Source organism: Lentzea sp. NBC_00516 (genome assembly GCF_036346835.1).
GTDB classification, from domain to species: Bacteria; Actinomycetota; Actinomycetes; order Mycobacteriales; family Pseudonocardiaceae; genus Lentzea; species Lentzea sokolovensis.
The window spans coordinates 1,118,274-1,131,323 of the sequence record NZ_CP107840.1 but is presented as its reverse complement, the minus strand read 5'-3'; the positions used below and the strand labels follow the sequence as shown (position 1 = coordinate 1,131,323).

15 protein-coding genes are annotated in these 13,050 nt (G+C 68.5%); 6 read left to right on the top strand and 9 right to left on the bottom strand.

Annotated elements, in window-relative coordinates; all coding sequences use genetic code 11:
* Positions 1 to 18: 18 nt before the first annotated feature.
* Positions 19 to 246 (top strand): DUF6221 family protein, encoded by a 228-nt coding sequence (locus OG205_RS04915; RefSeq protein WP_330278103.1) that lies wholly within the window; start codon positions 19 to 21, stop codon positions 244 to 246.
* Between the two features lie 20 nt (positions 247 to 266).
* Here the strand turns inward: OG205_RS04915 and OG205_RS04910 are convergent, their stop codons facing one another.
* Positions 267 to 656 (bottom strand): helix-turn-helix domain-containing protein, encoded by a 390-nt coding sequence (locus tag OG205_RS04910; RefSeq protein ID WP_330275039.1) that lies wholly within the window; start codon positions 654 to 656, stop codon positions 267 to 269.
* Positions 657 to 698: 42 nt separating this feature from the next.
* Here OG205_RS04910 and OG205_RS04905 point away from each other — a divergent pair, with 42 nt between their 5' ends.
* The gene (locus OG205_RS04905; RefSeq protein ID WP_330275038.1) at positions 699 to 1,514 is read left to right on the top strand and encodes a class I SAM-dependent methyltransferase; all 816 of its coding nucleotides are present in this window, start codon (positions 699 to 701) and stop codon (positions 1,512 to 1,514) included.
* On the opposite strand, the gene hsaB is transcribed toward OG205_RS04905, so the two are convergent.
* Genes hsaB through OG205_RS04865 form a run of 8 tightly spaced genes read right to left on the bottom strand, consistent with a single transcriptional unit; the run spans position 1,500 to position 9,018 of the window.
* The gene (hsaB, locus tag OG205_RS04900; protein ID WP_330275037.1) at positions 1,500 to 2,072 is read right to left on the bottom strand and encodes a 3-hydroxy-9,10-secoandrosta-1,3,5(10)-triene-9,17-dione monooxygenase reductase subunit; all 573 of its coding nucleotides are present in this window, start codon (positions 2,070 to 2,072) and stop codon (positions 1,500 to 1,502) included. The two genes, OG205_RS04905 and hsaB, sit on opposite strands and share 15 nt — an antisense overlap.
* On the bottom strand, positions 2,036 to 2,938 hold the full coding sequence (hsaC, locus tag OG205_RS04895; RefSeq protein ID WP_330275036.1) for an iron-dependent extradiol dioxygenase HsaC: 903 nt from the start codon (positions 2,936 to 2,938) through the stop codon (positions 2,036 to 2,038). Before hsaC ends, hsaB begins: the two co-directional genes overlap by 37 nt.
* Positions 2,938 to 3,747 carry a 4,5:9,10-diseco-3-hydroxy-5,9,17-trioxoandrosta-1(10),2-diene-4-oate hydrolase gene (hsaD, locus tag OG205_RS04890; RefSeq protein ID WP_330275035.1) on the bottom strand — a complete coding sequence of 270 codons (810 nt, stop codon included), beginning with the start codon at positions 3,745 to 3,747 and terminating at the stop codon, positions 2,938 to 2,940. Before hsaD ends, hsaC begins: the two co-directional genes overlap by 1 nt.
* A gap of 10 nt (positions 3,748 to 3,757) precedes the next feature.
* Positions 3,758 to 4,924: a 3-hydroxy-9,10-secoandrosta-1,3,5(10)-triene-9,17-dione monooxygenase oxygenase subunit gene (gene hsaA / locus OG205_RS04885; protein WP_330275034.1), complete on the bottom strand. Its 1,167-nt coding sequence runs from the start codon at positions 4,922 to 4,924 to the stop codon at positions 3,758 to 3,760.
* Complete coding sequence (gene dmpG / locus OG205_RS04880; protein ID WP_330275033.1) at positions 4,921 to 5,943, bottom strand: 4-hydroxy-2-oxovalerate aldolase; 1,023 nt, start codon at positions 5,941 to 5,943, stop codon at positions 4,921 to 4,923. The genes hsaA and dmpG overlap by 4 nt, the downstream gene beginning before the upstream one ends.
* On the bottom strand, positions 5,897 to 6,787 hold the full coding sequence (locus tag OG205_RS04875) for an acetaldehyde dehydrogenase (acetylating) (protein ID WP_330275032.1): 891 nt from the start codon (positions 6,785 to 6,787) through the stop codon (positions 5,897 to 5,899). The genes dmpG and OG205_RS04875 overlap by 47 nt, the downstream gene beginning before the upstream one ends.
* A 9-nt stretch (positions 6,788 to 6,796) precedes the next feature.
* Positions 6,797 to 7,567, bottom strand: a complete 771-nt coding sequence (locus OG205_RS04870) for a 2-keto-4-pentenoate hydratase (protein ID WP_330275031.1) — start codon at positions 7,565 to 7,567, stop codon at positions 6,797 to 6,799.
* Positions 7,561 to 9,018, bottom strand: coding sequence for an FAD-binding protein (locus OG205_RS04865; RefSeq protein WP_330275030.1), 1,458 nt, complete (start codon positions 9,016 to 9,018; stop codon positions 7,561 to 7,563). Before OG205_RS04865 ends, OG205_RS04870 begins: the two co-directional genes overlap by 7 nt.
* Before the next feature lie 114 nt (positions 9,019 to 9,132).
* Here OG205_RS04865 and OG205_RS04860 point away from each other — a divergent pair, with 114 nt between their 5' ends.
* Genes OG205_RS04860 through OG205_RS04845 form a run of 4 tightly spaced genes read left to right on the top strand, consistent with a single transcriptional unit; the run spans position 9,133 to position 13,043 of the window.
* Positions 9,133 to 10,704, top strand: coding sequence for an FAD-dependent oxidoreductase (locus OG205_RS04860; RefSeq protein ID WP_330275029.1), 1,572 nt, complete (start codon positions 9,133 to 9,135; stop codon positions 10,702 to 10,704).
* A complete protein-coding gene (locus OG205_RS04855) occupies positions 10,701 to 11,843 on the top strand; it encodes a Rieske 2Fe-2S domain-containing protein (protein WP_330275028.1) in 1,143 nt (380 codons plus the stop codon). The genes OG205_RS04860 and OG205_RS04855 overlap by 4 nt, the downstream gene beginning before the upstream one ends.
* Positions 11,840 to 12,079: a hypothetical protein gene (locus OG205_RS04850; protein WP_330275027.1), complete on the top strand. Its 240-nt coding sequence runs from the start codon at positions 11,840 to 11,842 to the stop codon at positions 12,077 to 12,079. The genes OG205_RS04855 and OG205_RS04850 overlap by 4 nt, the downstream gene beginning before the upstream one ends.
* Positions 12,072 to 13,043 carry a ferredoxin--NADP reductase gene (locus OG205_RS04845; protein ID WP_330275026.1) on the top strand — a complete coding sequence of 324 codons (972 nt, stop codon included), beginning with the start codon at positions 12,072 to 12,074 and terminating at the stop codon, positions 13,041 to 13,043. The genes OG205_RS04850 and OG205_RS04845 overlap by 8 nt, the downstream gene beginning before the upstream one ends.
* Positions 13,044 to 13,050 lie beyond the last annotated feature (7 nt).

Sequence of the window (13,050 nt, the reverse complement as noted above, 5' to 3'; positions counted from 1 at the left end):
GCCGCACTTCATCCCGCCATCGCCCAGCACGTGGCACTGCACGACCCCGCCCGCGTCCTCCGCGAGGTCGAGGCCAAGCGACGCGTGCTCGCCCGCCACGTCTTCAGTCCAGCGGGAGGCGATCCGGAACTACCGTGGGAGAACCACGATGACTGCCACCTCGACGGCGAACTCTGGCCGTGCGACGACGTGCTCGACCTCGCTGCGCCCTACGTCGATCACCGTCACCACCCCAGGCAGCCCTGACCGAAGAGCGTCGACGTGGCTCAGGTCTGACCCAGCACGCGGCGGAACGTCGGGCACTCCATGTGCGTCGGCGCCGGGCAGGCCGCCGCGTGCCGCAGGTCGTCGCGCATCGACGCCAGCTTCTGGATCGTCACGTCCAGCTCGTCCGCCTTGGCCGCGAGCATCGCGCGGTTCGGCGACGGGCTGCCGTCAGGCGAGAACATCAGCGTGATCTCGTCCAGCGAGAACCCCGCCGTGCGGCAGACTGCGATCAACGCCAGCTGTTCCAGCACGGCCGGTGCGAACACGCGGGTCAGGCCCTGTCGTCGCACGGACGCGATCAGGCCGCGTTCCTCGTAGTAGCGCAGGGTCGACGCGGGTACACCGGAACGCCGGACCACCTCGCCGATGCCGATCTCGGTTTTGCCCACGACACTTGACCTCAAGCCGACTTGAAGTAGGACGGTAGGAGCATGACAGCAGACGTGAACAGCGAGCAGGCCGCCTGGTGGAACGCCGCGGGGCAGGGCTGGGCGAACGTGCAGGAGATCGTCGACATGATGCTCCGCCCGTTCCAGGACCTGCTCGTCCAGGCCGCGCTCGAACGGCCGCGCGAACGGGTTCTCGACGTCGGGTGCGGCACGGGCGGCGTCACGAGGGCGATCACCGAGGCCACCGGGGCGGCCTGCGTGGGCGTCGACATCTCCGAGACGATGCTCGCCGCCGCCCGCGAGCACGGAAAAGCGGAGTACGTCCTGGCCGACGCACAGGTGCACGCGTTCGACACCAGCTTCGACCTGATCGTGAGCAGGTTCGGGGTCATGTTCTTCGACGACCCCACCGCCGCCTTCCGCAACCTGCTGCGAGCCACGTCGCCCGGCGGTGAACTCTGCTTCATCACGTGGCGCTCCGCGGACGAGAACCCGTTCATGACCACCGCGAGCAAGGCCGCCGCCCCGCTGCTACCCGACGCTCCCGCGCCGGATCCGGACGGGCCAGGTCCGTACGCCTTCGCCGAACCCGGCAGGACGCGCGAGATCCTCGACGAGGCCGGCTGGGGCGGGATCGACATCCGCCCGGTGGACCACGTCCGCTCCCTGCCGGAGGAACTGCTGGTCCCGTACCTGAGCAACCTCGGACCGGTCTCCCGTGCGCTCAAGGCGGCGGAGGAGTCCGAACGGCCCCGGATCATGGCGGCCGTCCGGGGCGCGTTCGACGGTTTCGTGCACGGGGACGAGGTGCGGATTCCCGCCGCGGTGTGGCAGGTCACCGCGTCAGCTCCACTCTGATTGACGCTGCCAGGTCAAAAGGTTGTCGAGGACCTCGCCGGACCAGCCGCGGGTGTCCAGCTCGGCGTGCGAGGCGTAGCGGCCGCGGTAGAACAGCAGCGGCTGCGCCTCGCGCACCGGGCCGAGCTCCACGACCGAACCGACGACCATGTGGTGGTCACCGGCGTCGTGCACGACCGACACCTGGCAATCGGCCCAGGTCAGCGCGCCGTCGAGCACCGGAGCGCCGGTCGGGGAAGGCGTCCACGAGACGGTCGAGAACTTGTCCGTGCCCGCCTTCCCGAACACCGTCGACACCTCGCGCTGGTCTTCGGCCAGCACGTTCACGCAGAACGAGCCGGCCGACGCGATCGCCGCCCAGCTGCGCGAGGTCCGTTGTGGACAGAACACCACCAGCGGCGGGTCCAGCGACAACGCCGCGAAGGCCTGGCAGGCGAACCCGACCGGCCCGTCGTCGGACATGCCGGTCACCACGGTCACCCCTGTGCAGAAGTGACCGAGCACGGAACGGTAGCGGGCGGTTACTTCTGGACGCCCACGCTGAAGTCGTGTCCCCACAGGCTCACCGCCGTGCTCTCGCGTGCGATCCAGTCCTCATCGTCGACCTGCCGTCCCTCGCAACCGAACTCGACGTCGAACCCGCCGGGCGTCTTCATGTAGAACGACAACATCAGGTCGTTGACGTGCCGGCCCAAGGTCGCGGACATCGGCACCTTGCGCCGGGTCGCCCGGTCCAGCGTCAGGCCCACGTCGTCGGTGTTCTCGACCTCGACCATCAGGTGCACGATCCCGCTCGGCGTCGGCATCGGCAGGAACGCGAGGCTGTGGTGGCGCGGGTTGCAGCCGAAGAACCGCAGCCACGCGGGCGGTCCGTCGGCGGGCCTGCCGACGAACTGCGGTGGCAGCCGCATCGAGTCGCGCAGCCGGAATCCCAGCACGTCGCGGTAGAAGTGCAGCGCGGCCTCGTCGTCCGAAGTGGACAGCACGACGTGCCCGAGGCCCTGTTCCCCTGTCACGAACCGGTGCCCGTACGGCGACACGACCCGCCGGTGCTCCAAGGCCGCGCCGTGGAAGACTTCCAGCGTGTTGCCGGACGGGTCCTCGAACCGGATCAGCCCGGTGACCCGCCGCTCCGCCAGGTCCTCCGCCGATCCTTCGACGTACGCGACCCCGGCCGAGGCCAGGCGTTTCGCCACCTCTTCGACCTCGGCCTCGGTGGCGGCCTCCCAGCCGGAAGCCTGCAACCGGTCAGTCTCCCCCGGCACGATCACGAGCCGCGCCGGGAAGTCGTCCATCCGCAGATACAGCGCGCCCTCAGTCGTTCCCTTGCCCTCGACCATGCCGAGGACCTTCAGCCCGAACTCGCGCCACCGGTTCATGTCGGTGGCCTCGATCCGGAGATACGCCAGCGACCGGATGCCCATCACGCCTCCGTCAGAAAGTCGAGGGCGAGCCGGTTGAACTCGTCGAACTTCTCCAGCTGCGCCCAGTGCCCGCACCCGCCGAACACGTGCAGTTGCACGCGCGGGATCAGTTTCGTCGCCAGCAACGCGCCGTCCAGCGGGTTCACCCGGTCCTCCCGGCCCCAGACCAGCAGGACCCGTTGGCGCAGCTTGTAGGCCTCGCGCCAGAGCATGCCCTGCTCGAAGTCGGGACCGGAGAACGACTTGCCCAGCGCGGCCATGGCCCGCAACGACTCCGGCTTCGACGCGGCCTCGAACCGTTCGTCGATCAGCTCGTCGGTGATCAGCGACTGGTCGAACACCATGATCCGCAGGAACTCCTCGATCTTCTCCCGCGTGGGTGTGCGAGCGAACGCGCTGAGCTTGCGCACGCCTTCGGTCGGGTCGGGCGAGAAGACGTTGAGAGACAACCCACCTGGGCCCATCAGCACCAGTCGACCAGCGCGTTTCCCGTTGTCCAACGCGAAGCGGACCGCGGTGCCGCCGCCGAGCGAGTTGCCGAGGATGTGCGCCCGCTCGATCTCCAGCGAGTCCAGCAGATCCTTCAAAGCCCTGGACGCGAAGGAGAAGTACTGGTCGTGCTCGGCGGGCTTGTCCGACTGGCCGTACCCCGGCATGTCGACCGCCAGCACGCGGAACGACTTCGCGAACACCGGGATGTTCGCGCGGAAGTTGCTCAGCGCCGACGCGCCTGGCCCGCCACCGTGCAGCAGGACCAGCGTCTCGGCGTTGTCGGTACCGGCTTCGTGGTAGTGCAACCGCACGCTCATCAACGCCCCCTCAGAACAAGCCGTCGCGGACCTGGATGCCGAGCTCGTTCTTGCCGTACAGCACAAGCACGCGCTCCGGATCGTTTCCCGCGTGCACCCGTGCGGCGTGGGCGTCGCGCCAGAAGCGGGGCAACGGCAGACCGGCGTTGATCGCCTTGCCGCCCGCGCTCTCGAAGAGCAGGTCGATCGCGGCCAGCGCCCGCCCGCTGCCGAGCACCTGGTCGCGCCGAGCCCTCAGGCGCAGGTCGATCGGGATCTTCGTCTCGGCCACGGCGTGCGCCCACTCGTCGTTGATGTCCTTCTCCAGCGTCCACCACGCCACGTCGACGTCGGCCGCCGCGGTCGCGATCCTGACCTGGGCGAACGGGTCGTCGACCGACTTCTCACCCAGGTACGCCGCCCGGACGCGTTCACGGGTCGCGTTGACGTGCAGGTCGTACGCGCCGGTCGCCATGCCGATGATCGGCGCCGTCACCGCGTACGGGTGGATCGTCCCGTACGGCATGCGGAACAACGGGCCGGGGTTGACCTCCTGGCCAGGGCACTTGCACCGCGCGGTGTTCGACATGCTCAGCGCCCGGTACTCCGGCACGAACACGTCGTTCACCACGATGTCGTTGCTACCCGTGCCACGCAGGCCGACCGTGTCCCAGACGTCGTTGATCGTGTAGTCCGCGATCGGCAGCAGGAACGTCCGGAAGTCGATCGGCTTGCCCTCGTCGTTCATCACGAGGCCGCCGAGCAGCACCCACGTCGCGTGGTCGCAGCCGGACGAGAAGCTCCACTTGCCGCTGAACCGGAATCCGCCCTCGACCGCCGTGGCACGACCTGTTGGCGCATAAGAAGACGAGATCCGGGTGTCCTGGTCCTCGCCGAACACCTCTTCCTGCGCCCGCACGTCGAACAGCCCGACGTGCCACGGGTGCACGCCCAGCACGGACGCGACCCAGCCCGTCGACCCGCACGCGCTGCCGATCATCCTGACCGCGGTGTAGAAGTCGAGCGGATGCGACTCGAAGCCGCCGTACCGCGCGGGCTGCAGCATCCGGAAGAACCCGGTCTCCTGCAACGCCTTCACCGACTCCGGCGGCACCTTGCGCAGTTCCTCCGCCTCGGCCGCGCGTTCGGCCAGCGCCGGCAGCAGTTCCCGCACCTTGCCGAGGATTTCCTCGCTCATCGGACTTTCTCCCTGCTCAGCTCCAGTGCGATGTCGATCAGCTGATCCTCTTGCCCGCCCACGAGCTTGCGCTCGCCCGCGCGGACGAGGATCTGCGCGCCGGACACGCCATAGCGTTGCGCCTGCGTGTACGCGTGTTTGAGGAAGCTGGAGTAGACGCCCGCGTACCCCATCATCAGCGCCATCCGGTCGAGCAGGCACTCGTCGGGCATGACGGGCCGGACGACGTCCTCGGCCGCGTCCACGATCTTGAAGAAGTCGACGCCGGTCTCGAACCCGAGCTTGTCGCAGACGCCGACGAACGCTTCGAGAGGCGTGTTTCCCGCGCCCGCGCCAAATCCGCGCACGCTGCCGTCGATCTGCTTCGCGCCTGCCCGTGCCGCGGCGACGGAGTTCGCGACGCTCAGCCCGAGGTTCTCGTGCCCGTGGAAGCCGACCTGGGCATCGTCACCGAGTTCGGCCACCAGTGCTTCGACCCGCTCCGAAACCTGTTCCAGGACAAGGGCTCCGGCCGAGTCGACCACGTACACGCACTGACACCCGGCATCGGCCATGATCCTTGCCTGCTTCGCCAACGCTTCCGGCGGCTGCGAGTGCGCCATCATCAGAAACCCGACGGTCTCCAGGCCGCGTTCACGAGCCAATGCGAAGTGCTGCACGGAGACATCGGCCTCGGTGCAGTGCGTGGCGATCCGGACGATCGAGGCGCCGTTGTCCTGCGACACCAGGATGTCGTCCTTCACCCCGACGCCCGGCAGCATCAGCACGGCGATCTTGGCCTGCTGGGCCGTCTCGACCGCGACCTTGATCAGTTCCTGCTCGGGTGTGTGGCTGAAGCCGTAGTTGAACGACGACCCGCCCAGTCCGTCGCCGTGCGTCACCTCGATGACCGGCACCCCGGCGCCGTCGAGTGCCGCCACGATCGAGCGCACGTCGTCGACCGTGAACTGATGCCGCTTGTGGTGCGAGCCGTCACGCAGTGACGTGTCGGTCAACCGCAGACTCAGACGTTGCTGCACGAGCGATCTCCTCCCCCACCTTGGTCGCGGCGGCCGTCATGATGTCGAGGTTCCCCGCGTACTCGGGCAGGAAGTCGCCCGCACCCGCGACCTCGACGAAGATCGCTACCCGTCCCGCGTCGAACTGCGGCTCCCGCAGCAGCCGGAATCCCGGCACGTACGACCGGATGTCGGTCTCCATCCGGGCGATCGAGTCCGTGATCGGGTCGGGATCGGCGTCCTCGGGAATCGCGCAGAAGATCGTGTCGCGCATGATCATCGGCGGGTCCGCCGGGTTCAGCACGATGATCGCCTTGCCGCGGTCCGCCCCACCGATCGCCTCGATGCCACGACTGGTCGTGCGGGTGAACTCGTCGATGTTGGCCCGCGTGCCCGGTCCCGCCGACACCGACGCGACGCTCGCGACGATCTCCGCGTACGACACCGGAACCACACGGGAAACCGCGTGCACCATGGGAATCGTGGCCTGGCCACCGCACGTGATCAGGTTGATGTTGGGCGCGTCCTGGTGCTCACCGAGGTTCACCGGCGGCACGACGTAGGGCCCGACCGCGGCCGGTGTCAGGTCGATCGCCCGGATGCCCGCCTCGGCGTAGCGCGGGGCGTTGGCCCTGTGCACCGCCGCGGACGTCGCCTCGAAGACGATGTCCGGCAGTTCGTCCTGACGCAGCAACCACTCCGCGCCGTCGACCGAGACCTCAAGCCCGGAATCGGCCGCGCGGCGCAGTCCCTCGCTGGCCGGGTCGATGCCCACCATCCAGCGCGGTTCCAGCACCTGCGAGCGCAGGAGCTTGTAGAGCAGGTCGGTGCCGATGTTGCCGGAGCCGACGATGGCCGCCTTCACCCAGTCACCTCATTCGAATTTCAGGTCGACAGAACCGAGTCCGGCGAACTCGGCGCGGAACTCGTCACCCGGCCGGGCGTCGATGGCGCGCGTGCACGAACCGGGCAGCACGATGTCCCCCGCGAGCAACCGGACGCCGAAGCTCGCGACCTTGGCCGCCAGCCACGCCACCGCGATCGCCGGATCACCCAGCACGGCGTCACCACGTCCTTCGGCGACCACCTCGCCGTTGCGCCGCAACGTGGCCGCGACGGCGCCGATGTCCAGTTCGGACGGACGAACACGCTCCGATCCCAGCATGAACCCGGCCGACGACGCGTTGTCCGCGATGGTGTCCTGCAGACCGATCCGCCAGTTCTCGATCCGGCTGTCGATCAGCTCGATGGACGGCACGACGAACTCGGTGGCCGCCAGCACGTCCTCGACCGTGCAGCCCTCGCCGGGCAGGTCGCGGGCCAGCAGGAACGCGATCTCCACCTCGACCCGCGGGTACAGGTACGCCGACGCGTCCGCGGTTCCGGCGAGCTGCATGTCGTCGAGCAGGTGGCCGTAGTCGGGTTCGTCGACGCCCATCATCTGCTGCATCGCCAACGACGAGAGGCCGACCTTGTGGCCGATCACATCCCTGTTGCGGTGCCGGACGTTGAGCAGCTGGATCTCGTACGCGTCGACCACGTCGATGTCGGGATACAGCTCCACCAGCGGTTTGATCGGCACGCGGTCGCGTTCCGCCGTCCGCAGCAGTTCGGCGGCCGCCTCCCTGGACTGGATCGTCAGCACCGGGCCTCCTTGGCTACGTGTTGCCCCGCACGGCGGCCCGAGAAGACGCAGTCGGCGAGCGCGAGGCCGCTGACGTAGGACTCCGAGCACACCCCGACCGCCGACCGGCCCGCCGCGTACAGGCCTGCGACTCCTTGCACCTGACCGGTGTCCTCGTCCACGACGAGCCCGCCGAGCGTGAGCATCGGGCACGGGTAGCCGAACCCCGCGCGCACCGACACGTTGATCAACGAATAGGGCGGCGTCCCGAACGGTTCGGGCGTCGCGATTCCGGCTTTGGCAGCCACTTCCTCGATGGTCGGCGCGGTCACCATGCCGCGTCCCAGCAGGTAGCGGACCTGCCAGCGCTGGAACAGCGCCGTTTGCGTCTTCACCTGGGCCCGCGCAACCTGGAGGATCTCGTCGTCGATCAGCAGCCAGGCCTTGCCGCCGCGTTCGACGATCGCGCCTCCGTTGGCGGCGCCGTACAGGGTCGCGTCCCCGAACCGCTGCCCGGCCGAGTCGACCAGGACTCCGCGCTGCAACGCGCTGGGCGGTGTGATGAACCGCCACACCGAGATCTTGTCCATCCGCGCGGTCTTGCCACCGGCAGCCAGGCCGAGCCGGATCCCGCCACCGTCGTCGGCGGGCGTGCCCAGCGCGAGGCCACCGCGGTAGGCCGGAGCGTTCTCGTGCACCAAACCGCGGTCGGCGATGAAGCCGCCGGCCGCGATGATCACGCCCTGCCCGGCGTTGATCATCAACGGCCGGCTGAACCGTTCGAGCCACGCTGCCAGCCCGAACAGCCTCTTACCGAGCGGCGGGTAGTAGAGCCACGGCTTGGCACCCGCCTTGGACAACGCGCCGTGCAGAGCACGTACAACACCAGTGAGAGTCCGGCATCGCACACCCGTCACCCGGCCGTCCGCGACGACCAGCTCGACGGCCCGGGTCTGCGGCATGATCCGCACTCCCGCACGCCGGGTGGCTTCGGCCAGACGGGTGAAGAAAGCCTTGCCCGAAGTGCCTTTCGCCCTGGTCCGATGCCCGCGCGGCGCCGGGTCGGGCCAGGCGTCCTCGCTGCCGGACAGGTAGAGGTAGTAGTCGTCGGTCGGGTAGGAGGTCTTGAACGGCGACACCCGCGCGTCGAACGGCACGCCCTGGTCCTCCAGCCAGGCCAGCATCTTCGCGCTGTCCTCGCAGAACCGCCGCAGAGTCTCGGGCGACACCGCGTCCCGGACCTCGTGCCGCAGGTAGGAGAACATCGCGTCGGCCGAGTCGGTGACACCGGCCTCGACCTGCTGCCGCGTACCGCCGCCCGCGTAGACGACGCCGCCGGACAACGCGGTCGCTCCACCGCCTCCGAACCGGTCCAGCACCACCACGGACGCGCCAGCCTCCGCGGCCTCGATGGCGGCGCACGCGCCGGCCGCACCGAAGCCGATGACGACCACGTCAGCGGTGACTTCCACGCAACCCTCCAGAAACAGGTTCTTGGTGAGTCGACTTGCCTGGAACTCCTACACCATAGCGCCAAACCGCCTCAGAACTATAACCTGTTCTAGTTGGAGCCCCGTGGAGGTGTGATGTACGACGTGATCGTCGTCGGCAGCGGCGCGGCGGGCATGACAGCCGCACTCTGCACCGCTCGAAACGGCTTGCGGACCTTGGTCATCGAGAAGGCGGCGCACTACGGCGGCTCGACCGCGCGGTCGGGCGGCGGCATCTGGGTGCCGAACAACGCCGTGGTCGCCGCCAACGGCATACCCGACTCGCCGGAGCAGGCCAGCACCTATCTCGCGCACATCGCGAGCGAGGTCCCGGCCGAGCTGCGGGAGGCGTTCCTGGACGCCGGACCGGCCATGCTGGCGTTCGTCTGCGCCCACACGCCGCTGAAGTTCCGCTGGGTCCGCGAGTACTCCGACTACTACCCGGAGGCGCCAGGAGGGCAACCACGCGGCCGCTCGGTCGAGCCCCTGCCGTTCAACGCGGCGCTGCTCGGCGACGACATCAAGACCCTCGAGCCGCCGTACGTGCCGACACCCGCGGGCATCGTGATCACCCAGACCGACTACCGCTGGCTGACGTTGATCGGACGGCACCCGCGCGGCATCGTCACCGCCGCCAAGGTCTTCGCCCGCCGGTTCCTGCCCGGTCGTCGGCTGACCATGGGCCAGGCGCTGACCGCGGGGCTGCGGGCAGGGCTGAAAGCGCTGAACGTCGAGGTCAGACTCAACACCGCGATGACCGACCTGCACTTCGAGAACGGCCGCGTGGCCGGCGTTCTGGTCGGCGAGAAGGTGATCCTGGCGAACCACGTGGTGCTGGCGTCCGGCGGGTTCGAGAACAACGAACGGATGCGCAAGCAGCACCAGGACATCGGTACGGAGTGGACAGTCGGCGCCAAGGCCAACACCGGCGACGGCATCGAGGCCGGGCAACGGGCGGGCGCGGCCGTCGGGCTGATGGACGACGCCTGGTGGGGCCCGTCCGTCCCGTTGCCGCGCGGCCCGTTCTTCCTGCTCGCGGAACGGTCCCTGCCCGGCTGCGTGCTGGTCGACAAGACCGGCCGCCGGTTCGTGAACGAGGCCGCGCCCTACATCGACGTGGTCAACGCGATGACCGGCGACACGTGGCTCGTCTTCGACCACTCCTACCGCAGCCGCTACCCGTTCTGCGGCATCCCGCCGCGCAGACCGCTCCCCCGCCGCTGGAAGGACTCCGTGCTCACCGCGCCCGGTCTGGACGAGCTCGCCCACGCGGCCGACCTGCCGGAACTGGTGGACACCGTGCGGCGGTTCAACATCCTGACCGTGGAAGGCAAGGACGCCGACTTCCACCGCGGCGACAGCGCGTACGACCGCTATTACGGCGATCCGCGCAACAAACCGAACCCCAACCTGGCGCCACTGACCACAGGCCCGTTCTACGCGGTCAAGATCGTGCCCGGCGATCTCGGCACCAAGGGCGGCCTGCGCACCGACACCCGTGCACGGGTGCTGCGCGAGGACGATTCGGTGATCGAAGGCCTGTACGCGGCGGGCAACACCAGCGCGTCCGTCATGGGCCACACCTACGCGGGCGCGGGCGCCACCCTCGGACCGGCGATGACGTTCGGATATCTGGCCGGCCTCGACATCTCTGGAGGAAAGCGATGACGCAGGACAGCGTGCGGACGATCGATGCCGGCGCGCCTCCAGCGAGGTTCGCGCGCGGATGGCACTGCCTCGGCCTCGCCAGTCACTTCCGCGACGGCAAACCTCACCCCGTGGAGGCGTTCGGCACGAAGCTCGTGGTGTTCGCCTCGGAGGACGGCAAGATCAACGTCCTGGACGGGTACTGCCGGCACATGGGCGGCGACCTCACCCAGGGCACGATCAAGGGCGACAACATCGCCTGCCCGTTCCACGACTGGCGGTGGGCGGGCAACGGCAAGTGCGTCGACATCCCCTACGCCAAGCGGGTTCCGCTGCGGGCGCGCACCCGGTCGTGGATCACGCTCGAGGAGAACAAGCAGCTCTTCGTGTGGAACGACCCGCAGGGCAACCCGCCGCCCGAGCACATCACGATCCCGCGCATCGAGTCGGCGTTCAGCGACGAGTGGAGCAACTGGACCTGGGACTCGGTGGTGATCGACAACGCGAACTGCCGCGAGATCATCGACAACGTCGTCGACATGGCCCACTTCTTCTACATCCACTTCGCGTTCCCGACGTACTTCAAGAACGTGATGGAGGGCCACGTCGCCTCGCAGTACCTGACCACGCGCGGCCGTCCGGACGTCGCGATGGGCTCGAACTACACCGGTGACGTGGAAGTGCGTTCCGAGGCCGCGTACTACGGGCCGTCGTACATGATCGACTACCTGTGGAACGACTACAAGGGCCTCGAGATCGAGACGGTGCTGATCAACTGCCACTACCCGATCTCGCCGACCTCGTTCAAGCTCCAGTGGGGCGCGATCGTGAAGAAGCTGCCCGGCGTGGACGACGAGCACGCGGACAAGATCGCGAGGAAGTTCGCGCGCGGCATCGGTGTCGGGTTCCTGCAGGACGTGGAGATCTGGCAGAACAAGTCGCGCATCGACAACCCGTTGCTGTGCGAGGAGGACGGGCCGGTCTACCAGCTTCGCCGCTGGTACGAGCAGTTCTACGTCGACGCCGAGGACGTCAGCGACGACATGGTGCGGCGCTTCGAGTTCGAGGTCGACACGAGCCGGGCGGTCGAAGTCTGGGAGAAGGAGGTCGCCGAGAATCTCGCCAAGCAGCAACCAGCGCCTCAGGAGTCGGCGACGTGAGCGAGCGCGACGAGTTCCTCGCCGGTGGCATGGTTCCGGTCCGGTGCGACTGCGGGAACCGGGTGCTGGTCAAGAAGAACAGCCCCCAGCACACCAGCGTGCAGTGGCTTTCCGACACTTCCACGTGCGTCGAGCTGTGCGGGCCGCGGTCCGCGTTCGTGCCCACGTGTCTGCGGCTGCGGAACGGCATCGAGAAGGCCGTGCGCGAGGGAACGCTGGAGGTCGCCGATGGCTGAGGTGCACCGGCTGCGGGTCGACGCCGTGATCGAGGAGACCGCCGACGCGCGTTCGTTCGTGTTGTCGGGTGTGGACTTCGCGGTGAAGCCCGGCCAGTTCCTGACCGTGCGGGCGGGAGACGTGGCCCGGTGCTACTCGCTGTCCAGCGCGCCGGGTGAGCCGTTGAAGATCACGGTCAAGCGGACGCCGGACGGGTACGGGTCGCACTGGATGTGCTCGTCGTTGTCCGCCGGGATGGAACTGGACGTGCTGGCGCCGGCCGGGGTGTTCACGCCCTCGTCGCTGGACGGGTCCTTGCTGGCGTTCGCGGCCGGGAGCGGGATCACGCCGGTCATGTCGATCATCCGGGCCGTGCTCGGTGAGGGTTCCGGGCGGGTGTTCCTGGTGTACGCCAACCGGGACGAGGCTTCGGTGATCTTCGCCCGCGAGCTCGCCGAACTGGCTCGCGCGCATCCGGAACGACTGACCGTCGTGCACTGGCTGGAGTCGGTGCAGGGACTGCCTTCCGTGGCGGGACTGCGGGCGTTCGTCCGGTCGTGCGACGAGGCGTTCGTGTGCGGGCCCGGGCCGTTCATGGAGGCCGCTCGCAAGGCTTTGCACGACGTTTCGGTCGTGCACATCGAGAAGTTCGTCTCACTGTCCAGTGATCCGTTCTCGACTGTCGAAGAACCGATCACGGACGATCGGCCGGACGCGGTGGTCGAGGTCGACCTGGACGGTGAGCAGCACCGGTTTCCGTGGCCGGCTCGGACGAGGTTGCTCGACCTGTTGCTGGAGAAGGGACTCGACGCGCCGTACTCGTGCCGGGAGGGTGCGTGCAGCGCGTGCGCGTGCCGCCTGGTCGAGGGCGAGGTCAAGATGCTCAACAACGACGTGCTCGACTCCGACGACATCGCCGAGGGCATCGTGCTGGCGTGCCAGTCGGTTCCGGTCACCGACATCGTGAAGATCAGCTACGAGTGAGGGGCGC